The organism is Herbidospora solisilvae, assembly GCF_009901565.1.
GTDB classification, from domain to species: domain Bacteria; phylum Actinomycetota; class Actinomycetes; order Streptosporangiales; family Streptosporangiaceae; genus Herbidospora; species Herbidospora solisilvae.
In genome coordinates this window covers 392,843-414,610 of record NZ_WXEW01000007.1, presented here as the reverse complement: position 1 = coordinate 414,610, position 21,768 = coordinate 392,843, and the positions used below count along the sequence as shown (strand labels likewise).

General features: G+C 71.4%; 21 protein-coding genes and 1 tRNA gene. 16 read left to right on the top strand and 6 right to left on the bottom strand.

Annotated elements, in window-relative coordinates; all coding sequences use genetic code 11:
- The first annotated feature begins 91 nt into the window (after positions 1-91).
- The 8 genes from GT755_RS25110 to GT755_RS25075 all read left to right on the top strand — a co-directional run bounded on the left by GT755_RS25110 (position 92) and on the right by GT755_RS25075 (position 8,485).
- Entirely contained in the window at positions 92-730 is a 639-nt protein-coding gene (locus GT755_RS25110) for a cation transporter (RefSeq protein ID WP_328794488.1), read from the top strand.
- 406 nt (positions 731-1,136) lie between these two features.
- Positions 1,137-2,915 (top strand): substrate-binding domain-containing protein, encoded by a 1,779-nt coding sequence (locus GT755_RS25105; RefSeq protein WP_328794487.1) that lies wholly within the window; start codon positions 1,137-1,139, stop codon positions 2,913-2,915.
- A 140-nt stretch (positions 2,916-3,055) separates the two neighbouring features.
- The gene (locus GT755_RS25100) at positions 3,056-4,717 is read left to right on the top strand and encodes a sigma factor-like helix-turn-helix DNA-binding protein (protein ID WP_161482071.1); all 1,662 of its coding nucleotides are present in this window, start codon (positions 3,056-3,058) and stop codon (positions 4,715-4,717) included.
- Between the two features lie 133 nt (positions 4,718-4,850).
- Positions 4,851-5,216 (top strand): hypothetical protein, encoded by a 366-nt coding sequence (locus GT755_RS25095; protein WP_161482070.1) that lies wholly within the window; start codon positions 4,851-4,853, stop codon positions 5,214-5,216.
- A gap of 121 nt (positions 5,217-5,337) precedes the next feature.
- Positions 5,338-6,141, top strand: a complete 804-nt coding sequence (locus GT755_RS25090) for a glycosyltransferase family 2 protein (RefSeq protein WP_161482069.1) — start codon at positions 5,338-5,340, stop codon at positions 6,139-6,141.
- The gene (locus GT755_RS25085) at positions 6,138-7,043 is read left to right on the top strand and encodes a glycosyltransferase family 2 protein (protein WP_161482068.1); all 906 of its coding nucleotides are present in this window, start codon (positions 6,138-6,140) and stop codon (positions 7,041-7,043) included. Before GT755_RS25090 ends, GT755_RS25085 begins: the two co-directional genes overlap by 4 nt.
- The gene (locus GT755_RS25080) at positions 7,040-7,843 is read left to right on the top strand and encodes a polysaccharide deacetylase family protein (protein WP_161482067.1); all 804 of its coding nucleotides are present in this window, start codon (positions 7,040-7,042) and stop codon (positions 7,841-7,843) included. Before GT755_RS25085 ends, GT755_RS25080 begins: the two co-directional genes overlap by 4 nt.
- Positions 7,844-8,014: 171 nt before the next feature.
- Positions 8,015-8,485: a hypothetical protein gene (locus tag GT755_RS25075; RefSeq protein WP_202610467.1), complete on the top strand. Its 471-nt coding sequence runs from the start codon at positions 8,015-8,017 to the stop codon at positions 8,483-8,485.
- Here the strand turns inward: GT755_RS25075 and pdxR are convergent.
- Positions 8,432-9,880: a MocR-like pyridoxine biosynthesis transcription factor PdxR gene (gene pdxR / locus GT755_RS25070; protein ID WP_328794486.1), complete on the bottom strand. Its 1,449-nt coding sequence runs from the start codon at positions 9,878-9,880 to the stop codon at positions 8,432-8,434. The genes GT755_RS25075 and pdxR overlap by 54 nt on opposite strands.
- A 50-nt stretch (positions 9,881-9,930) precedes the next feature.
- Between pdxR and GT755_RS25065 the strand changes: the two genes are divergently transcribed.
- The 7 genes from GT755_RS25065 (at position 9,931) to GT755_RS25035 (ending at position 16,450) form a co-directional block, all read left to right on the top strand.
- Positions 9,931-10,572 (top strand): pyridoxamine 5'-phosphate oxidase family protein, encoded by a 642-nt coding sequence (locus GT755_RS25065; RefSeq protein ID WP_161482065.1) that lies wholly within the window; start codon positions 9,931-9,933, stop codon positions 10,570-10,572.
- Positions 10,573-11,042: 470 nt separating this feature from the next.
- Positions 11,043-12,797 (top strand): serine/threonine-protein kinase, encoded by a 1,755-nt coding sequence (locus GT755_RS25060; RefSeq protein WP_161482064.1) that lies wholly within the window; start codon positions 11,043-11,045, stop codon positions 12,795-12,797.
- Positions 12,798-12,799: 2 nt separating this feature from the next.
- Positions 12,800-14,158 (top strand): protein kinase family protein, encoded by a 1,359-nt coding sequence (locus GT755_RS25055; protein WP_161482063.1) that lies wholly within the window; start codon positions 12,800-12,802, stop codon positions 14,156-14,158.
- Positions 14,159-14,177: 19 nt separating this feature from the next.
- Positions 14,178-15,278 (top strand): DUF2510 domain-containing protein, encoded by a 1,101-nt coding sequence (locus tag GT755_RS38705; RefSeq protein WP_202610466.1) that lies wholly within the window; start codon positions 14,178-14,180, stop codon positions 15,276-15,278.
- A 22-nt stretch (positions 15,279-15,300) separates the two neighbouring features.
- Positions 15,301-15,897, top strand: a complete 597-nt coding sequence (gene orn / locus GT755_RS25045) for an oligoribonuclease (RefSeq protein ID WP_030455925.1) — start codon at positions 15,301-15,303, stop codon at positions 15,895-15,897.
- A 65-nt stretch (positions 15,898-15,962) separates the two neighbouring features.
- Positions 15,963-16,035: transfer RNA gene (locus GT755_RS25040), tRNA-His, on the top strand.
- A gap of 196 nt (positions 16,036-16,231) precedes the next feature.
- Positions 16,232-16,450, top strand: a complete 219-nt coding sequence (locus tag GT755_RS25035) for a response regulator transcription factor (protein WP_030455926.1) — start codon at positions 16,232-16,234, stop codon at positions 16,448-16,450.
- Here the strand turns inward: GT755_RS25035 and lat are convergent.
- The 3 genes from lat to GT755_RS25020 form a co-directional block, all read right to left on the bottom strand.
- Positions 16,427-17,689: an L-lysine 6-transaminase gene (lat, locus tag GT755_RS25030; RefSeq protein WP_161482062.1), complete on the bottom strand. Its 1,263-nt coding sequence runs from the start codon at positions 17,687-17,689 to the stop codon at positions 16,427-16,429. The genes GT755_RS25035 and lat overlap by 24 nt on opposite strands.
- Before the next feature lie 42 nt (positions 17,690-17,731).
- The gene (locus tag GT755_RS25025; protein WP_235967238.1) at positions 17,732-18,298 is read right to left on the bottom strand and encodes an HdeD family acid-resistance protein; all 567 of its coding nucleotides are present in this window, start codon (positions 18,296-18,298) and stop codon (positions 17,732-17,734) included.
- Positions 18,299-18,367: 69 nt separating this feature from the next.
- Positions 18,368-19,978, bottom strand: coding sequence for a penicillin-binding transpeptidase domain-containing protein (locus GT755_RS25020; RefSeq protein ID WP_161482061.1), 1,611 nt, complete (start codon positions 19,976-19,978; stop codon positions 18,368-18,370).
- Between the two features lie 69 nt (positions 19,979-20,047).
- On the opposite strand from GT755_RS25020, the gene GT755_RS25015 reads away from it, so the two are divergent.
- Positions 20,048-20,890: a spermidine synthase gene (locus tag GT755_RS25015; protein WP_161482060.1), complete on the top strand. Its 843-nt coding sequence runs from the start codon at positions 20,048-20,050 to the stop codon at positions 20,888-20,890.
- Positions 20,891-20,899: 9 nt separating this feature from the next.
- On the opposite strand, the gene GT755_RS25010 is transcribed toward GT755_RS25015, so the two are convergent.
- Together GT755_RS25010 and GT755_RS25005 are read right to left on the bottom strand one after the other, a co-directional pair.
- Entirely contained in the window at positions 20,900-21,145 is a 246-nt protein-coding gene (locus GT755_RS25010) for a 4a-hydroxytetrahydrobiopterin dehydratase (protein ID WP_161482059.1), read from the bottom strand.
- Between the two features lie 13 nt (positions 21,146-21,158).
- On the bottom strand, positions 21,159-21,749 hold the full coding sequence (locus tag GT755_RS25005; RefSeq protein ID WP_161482058.1) for a hypothetical protein: 591 nt from the start codon (positions 21,747-21,749) through the stop codon (positions 21,159-21,161).
- Positions 21,750-21,768: the final 19 nt, after the last annotated feature.

Sequence of the window (21,768 nt, the reverse complement as noted above, 5' to 3'; positions counted from 1 at the left end):
CCCCTTGGCAACGGCAAACCGGTGTGACGGAACGTGGCCGATAAAGTACTCAGCGCTGTATCCGGCGGTGCGAGGGCGATCGGGGGTCAAGGTGCCTGACCAGCGGACGCTCACGCGCCCGGCCGTTTCGGCCGAGAGCTGGCTGAGGGACGCCCGCCGCGCGCGCCTGCTGTCGGTGGCGACCCTCGGCTGGCTCGGCGCCGAATCCCTGGTGGGCGTGTACGCCGGCTGGGCCGCCGACTCGGTCGCGCTGCTCGGCTGGGGCCTGGCGGCCCTGGTCGAGGCGCTGGCCAGCCTCATCGTCCTGTGGCGCTTCACCGGCGCCCGTCTGGTGTCGCCGGTCGCCGAGTCACACGCGACCCGCGCGGTCGCGGTGAGCTTCTGGCTGCTGGCGCCCTATCTGGTGCTGCACGTGCTGCACGACCTGGAGCACGGTCAGCGGGCCGCGCCCACCGTGCTCGGTGTTCTGGTCACCACGATCAGCCTGGTCAGCATGCCGGTCCTCGGGTGGGCCAAACGGCGGGTCGGGGCCCGCCTGGCCTCGGCGGCGACGACCGGGGAGGGCACCCAGAACGTGCTCTGCGGGCTGACCGCGGCCGGGGTGCTCGCCGGGTTCGCGGCGGGCTCGATCGGCTGGTGGTGGGCCGACCCGCTGGTGGCGCTCTCGCTCGCGGGGATCGCGGTCTTCGAGGGCGGCAGGGCCTGGCGCGGGCACGTCTGCGACCACTGAAGCGACAACACCGCGACGTCCATCCCGGCGCCGCGGAGGGCCTCGATCACCTCGGAGGCGCCGCCCGGGACCGTCCAGACCCGTCCGTGGCGGCCCGTCAGATGGACGGCGCGCAGCCCCGGCAGGGCCCGCATCGCCTCTCTGGCCGAGGGCGGCAGGCCGGGGCGGTTGAACTCCAGCAGGAGGAGATCTCCGTCGCGCATCCCAGCCCCCGGGTGCAGAATCGCCTGATTTAACGAACACGATACATCGCGAGATGCCGATGTCAAGATGTATCGCGATGCCCATCATCGCAGTAAAAGGACCGTTTTGCCGGTCTCAGGGTTGCCACTATGGTTCCGTAAGCATTACGGAGAATCTCCCTATATGCCTGGCAGGGAGAGCAACGACTGACGAAGAGGCCATCGTGGGACGTCACCGCACTGACGAGATCGAGGGCGGCTACCCCGCGTACGAGCAGCCCCCCTCCCGGCGCAAGTCGGCCGGGCCGGGCAAGGTGCTCGTCCCGCTGGCGGGGGCCGTGGCCCTGGCGGTACTGCTGGGCGTGGCCGCGTACGTCGTGGTGAACAAGGACACGGCCGGGTGCTCCGGCGAGAAGGTGTCCCTGTTCGTGGCCGTCGCCAAGGACATCGAACCGGCCGTGAGCGAGATCGCCGACCGGTTCGTGAAGGCCGAGAAGACGGTCGACGGCAGCTGCGTCGACGTGGCCGTGAAGGGGGCCGACTCCGACGGGGTCGCCGCCGCGCTGGCCGGGACCGGCGGCGCGAGCTCCGCGCCGGACCTCTGGATCCCCGACTCCTCGTTGTGGTTGTCGCAGATGCCGGCCAAGTCGGCGCCCAAGGTGAGCGCCAACCTGGCCAGTTCGCCGATCGTGCTGGCCGCGCCGAAGGCGGCCGCCGCGAAGCTGGCCGAGTCGCTGGAGCCCAGTTGGACCGGCATGATGTCGGCCGCCAACGCCGCCAACCCCGACGGGCTCGCCAGCAAGGTCCGCGTGGTCGTGCTCGACCCCGCCAAGAACGCCGCCGGGCTCGGCGCGCTGCTGGCCGGGGCCGGGATCCTGCGGCAGAGCGGCGACGAGGGCTCCGAGGAGCTGCTGGTCGGCGTGCTGCGGCAACTGTCGGAGTCGAAGGTGACCTCGCCCGACAACCTGTTCGCGACCCTGTCGAAGACCGCCAGCCGGGTGCCGATCGGGGTGACCTCCGAGCAGTCGGTGTGGGCGTTCAACAAGGACAACAAGAACGCGGCCGTGGCGCTCTATCCGGCCGAGGGCACCGTCAACCTCGACTACCCGATCATCACCACGGCGAAGGACCCGGAGAGCGCCCAGGCCGCCAAGTTGTTCACCACCGAACTGGCCTCGACCGCCTCCCGCAAGACCATCCAGAACCACGGCTTCCGCACCCCCGAGGGCCAGGGCACCGTCCTGACGCCCGAGACCGGGATGCGCGCCGAGGCCCCGACGGCCCTGCCGATCCCCGACGCCAAGACCGTCGTCACGCTCGCGCAGTCGTGGAAGCGCGTCGGCCTGGGCACCAAGTTGCTTTCGCTCCTGGACGTCTCGGGCACGATGGCGCTGCCCGCCGACTCCTCCGGCATCACCCGCATGCAGGCGATCTCGCAGGTCAGCACCGAGGGCCTGAAGCTGTTCCCGGACAAGACCGAGATCGGGACCTGGATCTTCTCCGACAACCTCAACGGCGCCAAGGTCGACTGGAAGGAGACGGTCCCGGTCGGGCCGCTCGCCCAGCAGATCGACGGGGTGACCCGGCGCGAGGTCATCGCCCGGCAGATGACCCAGATCAAGGCGATCCCCACGGGGAACACCGGCCTCAACGACTCGCTCTGGGCGGCGTACCAGAAGATGACCGACGAGTACGAGGCCGACAAGATCAACACGATCCTGCTGTTCACCGACGGCGTCGGCAACGACGACCCGAGCGGCGGCATCACCAACGCGGGCATCCTCAAGCGCCTCAAAGCCTCGTTCGACCCGGCCAAGCCGGTCTCGATCCTGATCATCTCGTTCAACACCGAGGGTGACGCGAACCGGACCCAGATGGAGAACATCGCGAAGGCCACCGGCGGCCAGGCGTACTTCCCGGAGACGGTGCTGGAGATCAGGAACATCTTCCTGCAGGGCATCGCCCGCCGGCTGTGCGCGCCCAACTGCCCCAGCGCGAAATAATCTTCACGCCAGTCACAACTGTCGCTGTTTTCCCAGGTCATGCCACTTGAGCATGGCCTGGAAGACAGTAAACGCGGCGCCGGAAGGGGGCGTCCTTCTCGTGTGGGGACCGGGAGGTCCTGTTCTCGGGGAGGAATCCGTTGCCCGGATGGCCGACTGTCGGGCGAGCCGACGACAACCGTCTGCTCGACGCGCTCAGACGCGACGACGCGCACGCACCAGCCAGCCTGTACGACGCGTACGCCGACCGGCTGAACGACTACGCGTTCGCCCGGCTGCGCGACCTCGACCTGGCGGCGAGCGCCGTGCACGACGCGCTCGTGCTCGCGGTCGCCTCGGTGGGCCGGCTGGCGGAGGCGCAGCGGTTGCGCGCCTGGCTCTACGCCCTGGTGCGCTTCCAGTGCGCGTCGCGGACGCCCGGCACCGCGACGACGCCGATCGACCTCGCCGACAGCCCCGACCCCGAGATGACCATGCTGGTCCACGAGGCGCTGGGCGAGCTGAGCGGGCCCGAGCGGGAGGTGCTGGAGCTCTCCCTGCGCCATGACCTGACCCCGGCCGAGGCGGGCGCCGTGCTGGGGCTGACCTCCCGCCAGGCGGCGACGCGGCTGGAGCGGGCCCGCGACCACCTGGAGAACTCGGCCGCCGCCGTGGTGCTGGCGCGGACCGGCCGGGCCCACTGCCCCGACCTGTCGGCGATGGTCGACTCCTGGGACGGCCCGCTGAGCACGCTGCTGCGCCGGCGGCTGAGCCGCCACATCGCGGGCTGCGAGGTCTGCGCCGAGGGCAGGCAGCGGCACGTCTCGGCGCCGAAGCTGCTGGAGATGGTGCCGGTGGCGTTCCCGCCGCTGTCGCTGCGACGCCGGGTCGTGGACGCCTGCGCCCACCCGGAACGAGACGAAACGAAGATCCTCATCGTGCGGGACGGGGATCACTTCGACCGGAACGGATTCCCCGTGCCGGTCGAGCGGCGGCCCCGAGTGAAGCGGGGCCGCCGGGCGGGGGGCGTGTCACGGCGGGCGGCGGGGAAGAAGAAGTCCCGGCGCGCGACGCCCGCCGTGGCCGCTCTCGGCGTCGCCCTGATCGCGGGGGGCGGGGTGTTCTGGCTGAACGGCGCCGGCGCGGGCGCGCCCACCCGAATCGAGGCGATGCCGCAGCCCACGGATGACACCGTCCAGGCCCCGCAGTACGAGGTCACCGAGGAGGAGACCCCGCCGCCGCCGTCCGTGGAGGAGGAGAGCCCCACGCCCGTGGAGGCCGAGGAGACGTCGTCCACGCAGGCTCCCGGGCCGGTCCCCACGGCGGCGGGGCAGCCGCCGGCGCGGCCGAAGCCGAGCCGGAAGCCGGTGAAGACCCCCGCGCCCACCAAGCGCCCGGCCGCCGCCAGGGCCGCCCTGTCGATGACCTGCCCCGGCGACCTCGGCGAGGCCACCGGCGGAGTGCTCTACCTCACCGCCAGGAACGCTCCAATCGCGTGGAGCGCCCGCGCCGGCGACAACGTCTCGATCGCCCCGGCGCGGGGCGTGCTGAAGAAGGGCGCGAGCGGGCGCATGACGATCTCGATCGTCGACCCGAAGTCGGCCGGCGGCACCACGATCTCGATCACCTCGCCCGGCGGGAACCCGTCGTGCCGGATCAGCTGGCGCGGCGACGGCTACTCCCCGCCCGGCGGCGGGGTGCCCGACCCGACCAACCCGCCCCGGCCGACCCCGACGCCCCCGAAGACCGACGAGCCGACCTCCGCGCCCAGCGAGACCCCGGCGACCCAGGTGTCGGAGGGGCCCCAGCAACCTCAGGCATAACACCGGCGGTTGCCGAGTCGTTACCGATAGAGTCCTGGTCCTTTGTGAACCGGGCGCCGCGGAAGAGCGTCGCCATTGACGCGCGTGCCCCCGGTTGATCCTATGAAGTGCCTCCACCAGCCGGGAGAGTGACATGGGGACCAGTAAGACCGTCCTGATCGGTGTGGTCGGCGCGTTGTGCGCGGCGGGAGCCGTGCTGGCGCTGGCCGACGTGCAGACGCCCGCCAGGCTGATCTTGACGCCGGTGTTCCTCCTCCTGGCGCCCGGCGTGGCCATCGCCGGGTTGTTGCGTGATCGTGACCCCCTATCGGCTCTAACCGTGGGACTGGCGGCCAGTCTGGCTGTCAACGTTCTTCTCGCCGAGGCGATGCTCCTCTTCGACGCCTGGTCACCGCGTGCCGGCGTGGCCACCGTCGCGGTCGTGAGCGCGTTTCTGGTGATCCTGCGCCAGCTTCACCGCCCCCGCACTCGCGTCACCCCCGCCCAGAACTCCGGGTGACGACCCCACACACCCTCTGCCCCACGACCGGGACGAGCCCGTGCCCCATCTCGTCCAGTCGCGCCGGTCCGCTGGCAGTCTCCGCTCATGACAGACCGCCCGGAAGGACATCTCCGTCACCATGAGTCCCGAGATCACCGGCTTGCGGCCGCTTCCGCACGTCGAGCGCTACACCCCCCTCGGCCCTCACCTCGCCGTCTCGCCGACCGTCAGCGTCGTCGTGCCGGCGATGAACGAGGCCGAGAACCTGCCCCACGTGTTCGCCACACTGCCCACCTGGGTGCACGAGGTCGTGCTGGTCGACGGCCATTCGACCGACGACACCGTCGAGGTGGCCCGGCGGCTGCGGCCGGGCCTGCGCATCGTCCACCAGACCGGGCGCGGCAAGGGCGACGCCCTGGCCGCCGGGTTCGCGGCCTGCACCGGCGACATCATCGTGATGATCGACGCCGACGGCTCGACCGACGGCCGGGAGATCATCCACTTCGTCAGCGCCCTGGTCAGCGGCGCCGACTTCGCCAAGGGGTCGCGGTACGTCCCCGGCGGCGGCAGCGACGACCTCACGGTCACCCGGCGGGCCGGCAACAGCGTGCTGCGCACCATCGTCAACACGCTCTACCGCACCCGTTACACCGATCTCTGCTACGGCTACAACGCCTTCTGGGCCCGCCACCTGCCCGCGCTCGACCTCGACTGCGAGGGCTTCGAGGTCGAGACGCTGATGAACATCCGGGCGGCCAGGGCGGGGCTGCGGGTGCACGAGGTGCCCAGTCACGAACGCTGCCGCATCCACGGGGAGTCGAACCTGCGGGCGATCCGCGACGGGCTGCGGGTGCTGCGGACCATCGTGCGGGAGTGGCGGCGCCGCAACGCGGCCCCCGCGCCGCTGCCCCAGCCGGCCACGGCCGACCAGGGCGCGGCATGAACACCTCCGTCGTGATCTGCGTGTACACCGAGGAGCGCTGGGACGACATCGCCGCCGCGGTCGCCTCGGTGCGGGCGCAGACGGTCCCGGCGCGCGAGCTCATCCTGGTCGTCGACCACAACCCCGACCTCCACCTGCGGCTCAAGCACGCCCACCCCGACGCGATCGTGCTGGAGAACGTGCACGAGAAGGGCCTGTCCGGCGGCAAGAACACCGGCGCCGAGGCGGCCGCCGGCGACTACGTCGCGTTCCTCGACGACGACGCGGTGGCCGACCCGGGCTGGATCGAGGGCCTGGAGTCGGCGATGGCGCAGCCGGGCGTCGTCGGCGCGGGCGGGGCCACCCGCCCGCTGTGGGCCACCCGGCGGCCCCGCTGGTTCCCGGTGGAGTTCGACTGGACGGTCGGCTGCACCTACAAGGGCATGCCGGAGATCCGGGCGCCGATCCGCAACGTGATGGGCGGCAACGCGATCTTCCGGCGCGAGGTGATCGGCGCGGTCGGCGGGTTCTCCACCGGCATCGGCCGCAGCGTCGAGGGCGGCAAGAGCAGACCGCTGGGCTGCGAGGAGACCGAGTTCTGCATCCGGCTCACCCAGCGGCTGCCCGGCTCGGTGCTGCTGTTCGAGCCGTCGGCGGGCATCGGCCACCGGGTCCCGGCCGCGCGGGAGACCTTCCGCTACTTCCGGTCCCGCTGCTACGCCGAGGGCCTGTCGAAGGCCCTGGTGACCCGGAGCGTGGGCAGCGGCGACGGGCTGGCGAGCGAGCGGTCGTACACGTTCAGGACCCTGCCGCTCGGCGCGCTGAAGGGCCTGGTCACGCTCCGGTGGGGGAAGAGCGTCGCCATCGTCGTCGGGCTGGCCTGGACGACCTGGGGTTACCTGGTCGGGAGGGCGCGGCGATGAACCGGGTGCCGATCCTGATGTACCACTCGGTCACCGACCGGCCCAACGCCGAGACCCGGCCGCTCGCGGTGCGGCCGGGCGACTTCGCCGAGCAGCTCGCCTACCTGGCCGGCAACGGGTTCACGCCGATGACGTTCGCGAGCCTGATCGCGGCCGTGAACGGCACCGGCGCGACCCTCCCGGCCCGGCCGGTGGTGCTCACCTTCGACGACGGCTACGCCGACTTCCACACCGAGGCGATGCCGATCCTCGACCGGTTCGGCTTCCCGGCCACCCTGTTCCTGACCACGGGCTGGGTGGCCGACGCGGGCGGCGAGGCGGCGGGCCGGCCGCTCGACCACATGGTGAGCTGGTCGCAGGCCCGGGAGGCGGCCGCGCAGGGCCACGAGATCGCCGGGCACAGCCACAGCCATCCGCAACTCGACCAGTTGCCCGACGCCGAACTGCGGCAGGAACTCCGGCGCGGCAAGGCGGTCCTGGAGGACAGACTCGGGCTCCCGGTGACGACGATGGCCTATCCCTACGGCTACTCCAGCGCGCGGGTGCGCCGGGAGGCCCGGCGGGCCGGATTCTGGGCGGCGTGCGCGGTCGCCAACGACATGGCCGGCCTGCCCGCCCCCGACATGCTGGCGGTTCCCCGCCTGACGGTGAGCCGGACCACCGGGCCGGGCCGGTTCGCCCGCGCCGTGGAGGGCCGGGCGCTCCCGCTGGTCTACCTCCGGGAGCGCGCGCTGACCCGTGGCTATGCCGTCGTACGCCGGGGCAGGTACGGAATCGCGCGTTTCGCCCGAAGAGCATAAGGGGAGAAAACAGGGCGACCGAGGACATGAGGGGGCACAGTGGCCCAGGCATGGCTACCCGTCGCCAGTCGCATTCCCGCTCCCCAGGACGCCGGCCCCATGATCGGGGGCGCGCCCAGGGTGGTCTGGTTCATTTGGCCTACGGACCCCCAGGGGATCTCGGCCAAATCCGTGGCCCAGCGGCTCGTCCAGCTCAACCGCCCCGCCCACCTGGTGTGGAACCCGGTGACGGGGCAGATCATCCAGCAGTTGCCGCCCACCCGCGCGGCCTGCGGCCTCACCGGAGACCTCAACCGGCAGGGCCGGGTGTGCGTCCAGATCCGGGTCTTGGGGTCGGTGCACGAACCGTTCACCGACAGCAAGCTCGACGGTCTGGACGAGATCCTCGCCTGGCTCGACTCGTGGGAGGTTCCCCGGCGCTGGCCGGCAGGGCCGCCCCTACCCATGCCCCATTCGCTGGTGCAGGACGGCAACCGCCGCCTCTGGGCCCGTGGGGGGCACTTCGGGCATTCGCAGGTTCCGGGTTCCGCCGAGGGGGATCCGGGGGCCATCGACGTCGCCCGCATCATCGGAGACAGCGCGCCGCATTTAGAGGTGCCCCGTCCCCGTGAGGAGCTGCGGCTCCTGGAGAGCGTGGTCTAGCAGGCTCCTGACGATCCCGCAGCCGTGGCGGACGTCGTGGAGTGCGGCCGAGCCGTACCCGACGACGAGGCCGTGGACGCGGGGCGGGCCGTGGTGGTGGCGAACGGTCGTGTCGACCAGGACCCCCCGCTCACGGGCTCCGGCGACCACTTCCGGCACGACGTGTTCCGGAAGTTCCGCCAGGACGTGCAGACCGGCCGTGTCGCCCTTGGTCCACGGGCCGAGGGCGGCCACCACGGCCTCCCGCCTCCGGGCGTACTCCAGGCGCATGCGCCTCAGGTGCCGGTCGAGGTCACCGCGGTCGAGCAGCACGGCGACCGCGCGCTGGACCGGGCCCGACGTGCGGTCGGCCAGTTCCTTCCGCGTTCTCGCGATCTGGTCGAGCAGCGGCCTTCCGGCCACCAGCCAGCCGACGCCGACGTCGGGGCTGAGCGACTTCGACAACGTGCCGAGCAGCACGACCTGTTCGGGGCCGAGGCCGTAGAGGGCGGGGAGCGGGGCGACGTCGTAGCGGAACTCGGCGTCGTAGTCGTCCTCGACGACGAGCGCGCCGGTGGCGCGGGCCCAGGCGAGCAGGCGTTCGCGGCGCGGGATGGGCAGGCGGCCGCCGGTCGGGAACTGGTGCGCCGGGGTCGTGTAGATCATGCGCAGGCCGGCGGGCAGGTCGTCGACGACCAGGCCGTCGGCGTCGACCGGGCAGGGCACGATCTCGGCCCCCCGCGAGGCGAAGATGCGCCGGGCCGACCGGTAGCCCGGCTCCTCCACCCCGACCCGGTCGCCGGGCTTCAGCAGGGTGGCGGCCAGTAGGTCCAGGCCGTTGCCGGTGCCGCGCGTGATCAGCACGTTCCCCGGCCCGGCGGGCACCGCGCGGGCCCGGCGCAGGTGGTCGGCCAGCGCCTCGCGCAACATCGGGTCGCCGTAGAGGTCGGGCCAGGCGCTCATCGGCAGGTCTCCGGCGGCCCGCCAGGCCCGGCGCCAGGCGGCGGTGTCGTAGGCCATCACCCAGGGGCGGCCGGGGCGCAGGTCGACGAGCCCGGCGTCGGGCGCGTGCAGCGGCGGGTAGAAGTCGGTGTCGGCGGAGGTCCCCGGCTCGGCCGGGCTTGCGGCCTCGACGGCGTGGACGTCGGCCACGTAGGTGCCCGAGCCGTGCCGCCCGTCGAGCCAGCCCTCGGCGTAGAGCTGCTGGTAGGCCTCGGTGACCACGGTCCGGCTGACGCCGAGCAGCCCGGCGAGGCCCCGGCTGGAGGGCAGCCGCTCCCCCGCCCGCAGCGCGCCGTCGCGCATCGCCGCGCGCAGTTGGTCGCCGACCTGGACGACCAGGGGCGTCGGGCTGGACCGGTCGACGGCCACCGGCAGCTCGACCTGCTGCTCCCGCAAAGTGGTCTCCCTCAACACCGCGAAAGTGGACGTGTTCCTCCAGGCCACTCGGCTCCTACGGTAACCGTATGACCGAGCTGTCCAGCACCCCTCGTACCGTCCTCGGCCGCTCCAAGGCCCGTGGCCGCACCGACCGCGCCGAGCTCCACGCTGTCCTCGACGCCGGCCTGATCTGCCACCTGGGTGTGATCGTCGACGGCTCCCCCATGGTCATCCCGACCGGATACGGCCGCATCGGCGACACCCTCTACGTCCACGGCTCCACCGGCGCGCGGTCCCTGCGCACCGCACCCGGCGACACGGTCTGCGTCACCGTGACCCACCTCGACGGCATCGTGCTGGCCCGGTCGGTCTTCCACCACTCGGTCAACTACCGCTCGGCGATGATCTACGGCGTGCCGCGCCTGGTCACCGACGAGGAGGAGCGCATGGCGGGCCTCGCCGCCATCACCGAGCAGCTCGCCCCGGGCCAGTGGGACTACGCGCGCCTGCCCAACCGCAAGGAGATGGCCGCCACGGCCGTGCTGGCGCTGTCGCTGGAGGAGGCCTCGGTCAAGATGCGCGCGGCCGGCCCGAGCGACGACGACGAGGACTACGACCTGCCGATCTGGGCGGGGGTGCTGCCCGTCGTCACCACGTGGGGCGAGCCGGAGCCCGATCCCAAGATGACCCGGGACATTCCGGTTCCCGCCCATATCTCCGGAAGATGACCTTTGACAACCACGCCGCCCGTCCGGGCGTCTTCTTAACGCAGCACGAGGCGACCGGCGCCCATGTGGCCATCGAGTACCCGGCAGGGACTCGCATGGGCGGCCGGGTCGCCTTTTTTCTTTCTCCGTTACGCCTCCGGAGTGGCCGGCCGCATCCGGAGCAGGCGTCCCCCGCTGTGATCACGGTCACCTGATCGCGGGATCGCATGCCCGCCGGGCATGGATCGGCACCTCGCCCAGTATTGGTTCCGAAACGGCCGGTGTCACAATATGCCCTGGTCAACCGGCCGGACGGCGCCGCCACCCGCCTCGGGACCGGATCCCGGCGTCCCCGGCCCACCCACCTGTACCACTAAAGTCACGTTTGACACTGAGTCACTACAATCTCATGACTTTTCCCATCACGTAGTAGACCCGCCGTTAGGCTCTGTGGTCGTCATGGTGGGGGCCCGGGCACAGAAGGAGACCGCATGTACGGCCAGACCGGCGCCTGGCGGGTTCCCGGCTATACGGAGCTACGCGAGCTCGGCACCGGCGCAGCCGGACAGGTCGTGCTGGCCAGGCACGATGCCGATGGAACCCTAGTCGCGATCAAATATCTCTCCCAGGAACTCCGAGCCGACCTCAACTTCATCGCCCGGTTCCGGCACGAGGCCCGTCTCCTCGCGCTGATGGACCGCAACCCGCACGCCGCCCGCTTCTACGAGTACGTCGAGCAGCCTCACGGCGCCGCGATCGTCATGGAGCTCGTCGACGGCGTCTCGCTGCGCGCGATGATCCGCTCCGAAGGCCCCACGGGACCCGAGGCCGCCCTGGCGGTGCTCAAGGGCTCCCTCATCGGCCTCGCCATCGCCCACGACATGGGCGTGGTGCACCGGGACTTCAAGCCCGAGAACGTCATGGTCGACGGCGACGGCCAGAGCAAGCTCGTCGACTTCGGCATCGCCGCCCGCGCGGGCGAGGGCATGCCCGCCTCGGGCACGCCGTCCTACATGGCCCCCGAGCAGTGGGCGGGCGCCCCGGCCGGTCCGACGACCGACGTCTACGCCGCCACCGTGGTGTTCTTCGAGTGCCTCACCGGCCAGCGCCCCTTCCAGGCCAACAACCTGGCCGCGCTGGCCCACCAGCACCAGGCCGCCCCGGTCCCGCTCGACCAGATCCAGCCCCAGCTGCGCGGGCTCATCGAGCGCGGCATGTCCAAGCACCCGCAGGAGCGCCCCGCCTCGGCCCACGCCTTCCTCCAGGAACTGGAGTCGGTGGCGCTGGAGACCTACGGCCCGCAGTGGGAGGAGCGCGGACGCCGCCGCCTGGCGGCGCTGGCCGGCCTGCTGGCCGCCTTCTTCCCGCTCGCCGCGTCGGTGCCCGAGGCCAACACCCAGCTCGCCAACACCCAGCTCGCCGCCGGCGGCGAGGACTTCGGCGGCGAGGAGGAGCGCAAGGGCGGCTTCTTCAGCAAGGCGTTCGTGAAGATCGGCCTGACCGTGGTCGGCATGGCCGTGATCGCGGGCGGCACGGCCGTGCTGGTCGGCTCGATCAGCGGCGCGACCCTGTCGGCCGGGACCACCACGCTCACCCCGAGCCCGGTGAACACCTCGACGACCCCCGACCCGCTGGTCGAGGAGGTCGACGACGGCCTCATCCAGGAGGTCCCGGTCGAGGAGTCTCCCGAGGTCACCGAGTCGCCCGAGGCCGACGGAACCCAGCCCCCGGTCACCCAGCCGACCTCGAACGTCCAGCCGAAGCCGACGCAGCAGCCGAAGCCCAAGCCGACGAAGAAGCCCACCAAGAAGCCGACCGCCAAGCCGACCAAGAAGCCGGGCGGCGGCGGTGGCGGCCTGGAGGAGCCGGGCGACCCGACGGCCTCCAGCGAGCCGGGCGAGGAGACGCCGACCCCGAGCCCGTCGCCCACCCCGACGACCAGCTCGCCGACGCCCACGACGTCGTCGTCCCCGACCACGTCGTCCTCACCCTCGTCGCCGCCGCCTTCGAGCCCGTCGACCGACCCCACCATCACCCGGAACTCCGGTTCCCCCGGCGGCCCCGGCTCTCCCTCCACGGAGGAGTCGCCCACCCGTGACCCCGAGGTGCCGACCGTCGCGCCGACCACCGGAGAGACGGCCGCCGCCGGATTCTTCGCCCTCGGCCTGATGACGACCGGCCTCGTGCCCGCCACACTTGCCGTGAAGCGATCGATGGCGGGAAGGCACCGGCGGAGGCGTAAGTAGTCATGCATGACGGGGGCACTGTCGCGGGCCATCGGCTGACCGGCAGGACGCGGGTCAGCGAGGTCGGCACCTGGCACGACGCGGAAGGCCCCGGCGGCGAGCCGTCGGGGCTGCTCCGGTTCAACGATCACCTCCTGGCCGCCCCGGGCGCGCGTGAGCGCCTGGTGGCGGCCATTTCCGCTGATCGGCGGCTGGCCCAGTCGGGCCAGTACGGCCTGCTGCCGGTCGCCGACCTGGTGGCGGCCCACGGCGAGGTCTGGCTGATCGTCGGCCGCCGCGCCGTGCCGACCGTGGCCGACCTGCTCACCGGCGGGACCCAGCTCGGGTGGGGCCCGGACGCGGGCAGCGCCGCCACGATCCTGATCGAGACCGCCCAGACCCTGCTCGGCCTGCACGCCGCGGGCCTGGCCCACGGCGCGGTCCACCCCGGCACGGTCGTCATCGGCGAGGACGGCTCGGCCCTGCTGGCCGAACGCGGCCTGCTGGAGGCGCTGCGCAGCGAGCCGGTCTCCCCGGAACGCGACATCGCCGCCTGGCAGGGCCTGGCCCGCACCCTGTCGGCGAGCTGGGCCACCGGCCAGCCGGCGCACCTGCTCGACCAGGCCGCCGCGGTGGCCGCCTCCCACGGCCTGGCGGCGGCCCGCGACGTCCTGACGAACGGCCGTGACCTGCTCCCGGCCGGGTTCACCACCCGCGAGTCGCTGGTGCGCACCCTGCACGCCTGGTCGGCGCTGCCGCCGGTGGCCGCCGCGCTGCCGCCCGCGCGGCTGCCCGAGAGCGGCGAGCTGCGCACCCTGCTCGACCCGGCGCGGCACCCGGGCGGGCCTCCCCCGGCGGAGTCGGGCGGCATGCGGTTCGGTCCGGGCGTGCCCGCCGACACCTCGGCCGCCCAGATCTGGCGGCAGGGCGCCACCCAGCACGCCGATCCGGCGGTCAAGAGCCGCCGCAGGGCCCGGCCGAAGCGCCGGGGCGCGTTGCTCAGCTCGCTGGTGGTCTGCCTGCTGATCGCCGGGTTCGTCCTCTACATGCGGATGGCCCCGCCCGCCGAGATGTCGGTGACCAAGGTCAGCGTGTCCGCGCCGAAGAAGACGCAGGGCTGCGACGCCAAGACCAAGATCATGGCGGTGGTCACCACCAACGGCGAGAGCGGCACGTTCAAGTACGAGTGGGAGCAGAGCGACGGCCGGGTGACCGAGGGCACCCAGCGGGTCGAATCGGGTACGACTTCGGTAGATCTTCCGCTCATCTGGCAGGTGAGCGGTCCGGGCCGGTTCAAGGGCACAGCCACGCTGCGCGTGCTCGACCACACCCCCGAGGGGAAGCCCATAGCCGCCAAGGCGAGCTTCTCGTACAAATGCTGACTTCACTAGGCTGCACGGCATGACGACGACCCCCGCCGGCTGGTACCCGGACCCCTACGGCTCGCCGCAGCTGCGGTGGTGGGACGGTTCGCAGTGGACCGACGCCACCCATCCCCTGGAAGGCCAGAACGCCCCGGAGTCTCCGGAGCCCGCCGAACAGGAGACCCCGGCGGCCGTCCCCGCCGCACCGGCCGCCGCCACCGCCCAGTTCGCTCCCCCGCCGGCCCCGCCGCAGTGGGCCTCGGCGCAGCCCGCCCCGTCGCAGGCGTGGGGCGCGACGAGCCAGCTCCCGATGCCCCAGTTCGGTGCGCCGCCCAAGCCGCCCTCGCCGCTGCCGTGGGTGCTCGGCGGCGTCGGCATCGTGCTCGTCATCGCGCTCGTCGTGGGCGGCGCGTTCGTGCTCCTGAACCGGAACTCCGTGGAGCCCTCGATCGCCCGGCCGCCGGCGACCAACGAGCCGGTGCCGCCGCCCCAGACCGAGCAGGCGCCGCCGCAGGAGCAGGAGCCCACCCCCGACCAGCAGCAGCCGCAGCAGCCCCCGCAACCGTCGATCACGTCGTTCCCGCAGCCCGAAGACGGCCGCATCAACGACTCGGTGTCGGGGCTGAGCTACGCGTTTCTGGGCGAGCCGTGGAAGGTCTCCGACCCGAAGACCATGAACGCCCCGAACGACCCGACCTACCCGCTCTTCACGAGCGGCTACGGCGCCGTCTCCCAGCCGGGGTTCAACGGGCAGGAGGGCGTCGACTGGATGGGCACGGTCGCGGCCGCCCAGCTCCCCCAGATGCTCCCCTACCGGGGCGTGCAGGACCTGGAAGTGGTCACCACGACCCTGCTGTCGGCGTACGAGCCGATCTTCTACTCCATCCGCCACGAGCGGCAGATCCTCCGCAACGAGGCGATCAAGGTCGGCGACCGCGACGCCTGGATCATCGAGTACAAGATGGACTTCAGCGCCGAGGCCAAGGCGAACAAGTACAAGTTCAAGACCGAGTCGGGCGCGTTCGTGCTGGTCGACATGGGCGAGGGCAAGCGGCCCTCGTTCTTCTACGTGTCGATCCCCGACAACCTGAAGTCCGAGCAGGTCGGTGATGTCCTGGACTCGCTCCAAACGCACTGAGCGGGAGCACTACGCTAAGGACATGAACGACCTGCTGGTCTGGATCGACTGCGAAATGACCGGGCTCGACCTCGGGCGCGACGCGCTGGTGGAGGTCGCCTGCGTCGTCACCGACGGTGAGCTGAACCAGTTGGACCAAGGGGTCGACGTCGTCATCAAGCCCCCGCCGGAGGCGCTGGAGCAGATGTCGGAGATCGTGCGCACCATGCACACGGCCTCCGGCCTGCTCGAGGCCCTGGCGGGCGGCGTGACCCTCGCCGAGGCCGAGGCCATCGTCCTGGAATACATCCGGGGCCATCTCCCGGAGCCCAAGAAGGCTCCGCTGTGCGGCAACTCGATCGCCACCGACCGCTCCTTCCTGGCGCGCGACATGCCCGTGGTCGACAACCACCTCCACTACCGGATGATCGACGTCTCGTCGATCAAGGAGCTGGCCCGCCGCTGGTATCCGCGCGTCTACTTCGCCTCTCCCGAGAAGCAGGGCGGCCACCGCGCCCTCGCCGACATCACCGAGAGCATCCGGGAACTGCGCTACTACCGGGCGACCGTGTTCGTCCCGCAGCCCGGTCCCGACTCGGCGACGGCACGCGACACGGCGGAGGCCGTTAGTAGTTCGTAGTTGTCTCGCGATACCGCTACACTCGTGCTTGTACGCGAGACCGGGTGAGCGGGATCGCGCACATGGTGGGTATAGCTCAGTTGGCAGAGCGCCAGGTTGTGGTCCTGGATGTCGTGGGTTCAAGTCCCATTACTCACCCAGCGTAAGGGCCGGTCCTTCGGGACCGGCCCTTCCTCGTTCCTCACCTTCTTCCGGCCTTCCGGTGCGATTTGCCCACGAAGCAACCCCCACAGGGCTTTCACGCGAGTTAAACTCGCTCACAACCGCTACGCCGGACGCGGGGGCCCTCGGCGACTTAACTCTCTGCCAAATGGATCTCTGCCACGGAGGCCAGATGCGCGTCGACGATCCCACCGGAACGGCTCTCAGCAAGCGCGAGACCGAGGTCATGGACCTGATCGCCAACGGTCATTCCAACAACCAGATCGCGCAGCGGCTGTTCCTCAGCGAGAAGACGGTCAAGAACCACGTCAACCGGATCTACGCCAAGCTGGGCGTCGCCTCCCGGGGGACCGCCATCGACCTGTGGTCAGGACGCGAGCCCTCGCCTTAGGCGGGACAGCCCCACTTCGATCTCCTCCGGAGTGACGTTCAAGGGTGGGCGGAGCCGTACAGTCCCCTCTGAGGCGGGCAGGACCAGCAGCGACTCACGCTCGCGCAACCGGGTGACGACCGCGTCGCGGTCGGGCACGTCGAAGGCGGCGAGCAACCCGCGACCACGGGCGTTCCGGAGCAGGCCCTCCGCCTCCAGCTCGCGGAGGGCGCCGAGCAGTTTGTCGCCCAGCACGCCGGCGTGCTCGATGAGGCCGTCGCGCTCGATGATCTGCAGGATCCGGGTGGCCCGCACGATGTCGGTCAGGCCGCCGCCCCACGTGGAGTTGATCCGGCCGCTGACGCGGAACACGTTGTCGGGCACCAGGTCGACCCTGCGCCCGGCCATCACCCCGCCGACCTGCATCTTCTTCGCGAACGCCACCACGTCGGGCTGCAGCCCCAAGCCCCGGTACGCCCACGCCGACCCGGTCACCCCCACCCCGGTCTGGACCTCGTCGAGCACGAACAGGGCCTGGTGGCGGTGGCACAGGTCCTGCATGGCGCGCAGGAACTCCGGGCGCAGGTGGTTGTCGCCCCCCTCGCACTGGATGGGCTCGGCGATGAAGCAGGCGATGTCGTGGGGGTACTTGCGGAACGCCTCCTCGGCCTGGCCGAGCGCGTGGCTCTCGGCCGCCTCCACGTCACCCAGGTGGATCGCGGGCGTGTCGATGCGGGGCCAGCCGAACTTGGGGAACCGGTCGGTCTTGACCGGTTCGGTGTTGGTGAGCGAGAGCGTGTAGCCGCCCCGGCCGTGGAAGGCGCGGCTCAGGTGGAGCACCTGGGTGCCCAGGCCGGGGTGGCGGCCGTTGGCCTCGTTCCAGCGGCTCTTCCAGTCGAAGGCGACCTTCAGCGCGTTCTCGACGGCCGCCGCGCCGCCTTCCACCAGGAACAGGTGGGGCAGTTCGGGGTCGCCGAGGACGCGGGTGAAGGTGTCGGTGAAGTCGGCCAGCTCCTCGGTGTAGAGGTCGGAGTTGGCGGGCTTGTTGGCGGCCAGCCGCCCGAGGCGGGCGAGGAAGGCCGGGTCGTCGTCGAAGGGGTTGAAGCCCAGGGGCGACGACGCGTACGAGGTGAAGAAGTCGAGGTGTCTCCGGCCGTCGCGGGCGTCGACGAGCCAGGAACCCGAGCTGCGCACCAGATCGAGGACGACCGGCAGGCCGTCGACGAGCAGGTGCCGGGAGAGCCGCTCGTGAACCGTCATGACGAAGATATTCCCGACTTATGACGCCATACGCGGAAAATCTTATGCAGGCATGTTCTTCACCCGGAAGGCCAGGTAGAAGAGCGAGAGCCCGAGGATGATCGCCAGGGTGCCGATCAGCCAGGCCAGTGACAGGGCGCCGGCGGCCGGCCAGATGACCAGGACCACACCGAAGATCACCGACAGGACTCCGGCCAGCATCAGGCCCCAGTCGCCGTCGATCCGCCTGCGGGCGTTCACCGCGGCGACGATCTCCAGCAGGCCGGTGACGACGAACCAGACGCCGATCAGCCACAGCAGCACGATCGCGGTGATCGCGGGCCAGCTGGCCACGACGATGCCGACGATCACGCCGACGACGCCGGAGAAGATCATCCATCCTCGGCTGCCCTTGTTGACCTCGCGGAACGCGCCCGCGATGGTGAACAGGCCGTTGACGATGGCGTAGGCGGCGAAGACGTAGACGAGGGCGAGCAGGGTGATGCCCGGCCACGCCAGGGCGATGACGCCGAATATCACCGCCAGGACGCCGCGGACCGCCAGCACCCACCAGGTGTCCCGGCTGGCGGGGCGCAGGCCCGCGTTCAGGTCGGCGTTCAGATCATGCATGTGACCCACCTCCATCAGGAGGTATATGTCCAGAAATATCCCGCTTTCAGCCCATATGTGGGCCAAGCATTAGAGGGCGTTCAGGAACCGGGCCGCGATCGGGATCGCCACGTCACGGCCGGTGCCGCCGTTCTTGACGAACACCGCGAACGCCAGGTCGTCGTGGAAGCCGACGAACCAGGCGTGGTCGTCCTGGCCGGCCTCCTCGGCGGTGCCGGTCTTGCCGCTCACCCCGGCGGGCAGGCCGGTGCCCTCGGCGGTGCCCTCCGACACCACCGACGACATCATGGCGCGCAGGCCCTCGGCCACCCCGGGCGCGAGCGGCGTCTCGGCCGGCTGGCCGGACGCGTCGGCGAGCAGTCTCGGCCCCCGCCAGACCCCGCTCTGCACGGCCGCCGCCACGCTCGCCATGCACAACGGCGTGGCCACCACGGTGCCCTGGCCGAACGACGCCTCGGCCAGCGCGTCGTGGTTGTGCGGCTCGGTCAGCGAGCCGCAGGAGCCGCCCGCGCCGGTCGCCAGGGTGGCGCCGAAGCCGAAGGCCGCCGCCTGGGCGGTCAGCGTCGCCGCCGGGACACGCTCGACCGCGAGCTGGGCGAAGGTCGTGTTGCACGACTCGGCGAAGGCCTGCCGGAAGGCCAGCGTGCCGAAGTCGTGGGCCTGGTAGTTGTTGATCACGCGCCCGAACGGGATCTGGTAGGTGGCCGGGCAGCTCACCTGCTGGTCGGGGGTGACCCCCGCCGCGAGCAGCGCCGCCGCGGTGACGATCTTGAACGTCGACCCGGGCGGGAAGGCCGTGGAGAAGGCGCCCTTGCCGCCGAGCCGGTCGGCCACCGCGAGCACCTCGCCGGTCGAGGGCCGGATCGCGACGATCGCCGCCGGCTTGGCCACCGGGTCGAGGGCGCGGGCGGCGGCCATCTGCACGTACTTGTCGATCGTCGTGGCGAAGGCCGGGCCCTCGCTGACCGGTTGCTCGTGGCGGTAGACCTCCTCCACCTCGTCGTCGAAGGGCTTGTCGATCACCACGCGCCAGCCGCCGGTCTCGGGGTTGGGGGGTGCGTGCGCGGTCAGGTCGCCGACGTAGGAGTCGGCGTAGCTGTTGGGCGGCAGGGCCTCGCCCTCGCGGGTGGCCAGCCGGTAGGGGGCGCCGGGCAGGTCGCGCCGTTCGATGGTGTCGCCGTGTTCGAGGTCGGGGTGGATGGTCTCGGGCGTCCAGTCGACCATCCACTCGCGCTTGACCACGATGAGCCGGACCGTCGAGGTCAGCTTCATCGGGGGGCCGTCGGCCATCGTCCACTCCCCCGTGAACGACAGGTCGGCGGTGACGTCGTCGATCTCGTCCACCGAAAGGGGGATGAAGACCCGGCTGACCGCCTGGAGTGCGGTGTCGGCGGCCTGGTGGAGCGTGGTGAAATCCTCCGGGGGGTCGTGGACGAGCGCGCGCATCGCCGTCAGATCGCCCTTCTCCCACTCCTTCAGGTAGGCGCTCCCGGCGTCCCAGGGGGTGTTGCGGTTGGGGTTGTCCGGCTCGACCATTTCGTCGGGCACGCCTTCGGGCGTCGCGGTGGTCACCGGTTCGGGGGGCGGCACGCTCCGGCCGCTCACGATGAGCCCGGACACCCCGGCGACGAACATGGTGACGACCGCCGCGACGAGAACGAGCAGGGGCCGCCTGCGCATTAGGTTCTCCTGGGGGTCGGAGTGCACTCCTGGATATACCACGCGAAGACGACAGGCAGAGAGATTGTGATGGCGAAGTCCACGAACCCGGTACCGGGCCGCTACCTCGTCGTGTTCGGCGAGGTCGAGTTGCTGCGCGACCTCGACAACCCGGCCGGGTGGATGCTGCTGATGGACGGGGTGCCGCAGTCGTACGTCGACCTCGCCGACCCGACCCATCTCGACTTCGAGTACGTCCAGCTCATGGGCATCGCGGTCGACTGCCTGCCGGAGGGACCGCTCGACGTGACCCACGTGGGCGGGGGCGGGTTCACGCTGCCCCGCTACGTCGCGGCGACGCGGCCGGGCTCCCGCCAGATCGTCATCGAGCCCGACCACGCGCTCGTGCAACTCGTCAGGGACCAGCTCGCGCTGAAGACGGTGCCCCGGCTCAAGGTGCGGACGACCGGCGGACGGGAGGGCGTCGCCACCCTGGAGGACGCCTCGGCCGACCTCGTCATCCTCGACGCCTTCTCGGGCGCGGTCATGCCGATCGAGCTGGCCACCGCCGAGTACATGGGCGACCTGGCCCGCGTCCTGCGGCCCCACGGCACGCTGCTGGTCAACGTGGCCGACGGCAAGGGGCTGCGGTTCGCGCGGCGGCTGCTGTCGACCGTGAAGGGCGTCTTCCGGCACGTCACCCTGCTGGCCGAACCGGGCGTGCTGCGCGGACGCCGGTTCGGCAACCTGATCGTGGTCGCCTCCAACCGGGATTTGCCGCTCGACCGGCTCGTGCGGTCGGCCGCGGGCGGGCTCACGCAGGCGCGCTGCGTGGCGGGTGAGGACCTGGTGAAGTTCGTCGCGGGGGCCAAGCCCATCCACGACGGAGACCCGGTGGCGGCGCCGGTGCCGCCACCCGCGGTCTTCGGTTGACGATCCCGCTCAGGCCCCGTGGGAGCGGGCGATCTCGTCGATGCGCTCGGCCAGCCGGTAGTCGAGGTCGGTCAGGCCGCCCGCGTCATGTGTCGTGAGCGTGAAGTGGAGCTTTCGCCAGCGGATGTCGATGTCGGGATGGTGGTTCATCTTCTCGGCCTCCTCGGCCACCCGGTCGACGATCAGGATCGCGGTCGGGAAGTCGGGGGCCTCGATGGAGCGCCGGAGCGTCTCGCCGTCTTTGGTCCATGCCATACACCTCACCGTCTCACAGGCGGGGCCAGCCGCCGCCCGTGGTCGGCGCGGCCTTGGCGCGGGCGCGGCGGGCCATCGACATGATGCCGCGCACCATGTGGGTGGCGTGGGTCTGCTGCCGGGTGGCGATCGACTTGGCCAGGATCGGCTCCAGGTCGGGCATCAGGCGCGGGAGCTGGGTGACGCTCCACTCGTGCCAGCGGGAGAACTGGGTGCCGCCGCTGTCGCCGTCCTCCTGCCGGTAGGCGACCATGACCGGGCAGTGGTCGTGGGCGTAGGCCAGCCACGACTCGATGGCCGAGTTGAACCGCTCCACCCGCGAGTGGGCGGCGTAGAACCAGCCGTCGTCGCCCAGGTAGTCGTCGTCGCCGGGTTTGGCGGGGTAGGCGCGGGCCAGCGCGCCGTGCAGGAACAGGCCGGAGGCCACCATGAGCTGACGGCCGTCGGCCCAGTCGATGGTGTCCTGGAGCGGTCCAGGGCAGCTCGACTCGATCGCCGAACGCTGATAACTCGAGGGTTCGCGCTCGAACCGCACGTGGACCTCGGCCCACATGTAGTACTTCGCCTCTCCCGCCCCGAAGAAGGGGAAGGGAAACTCGTTCATCAACACAAACTCCCGGAGG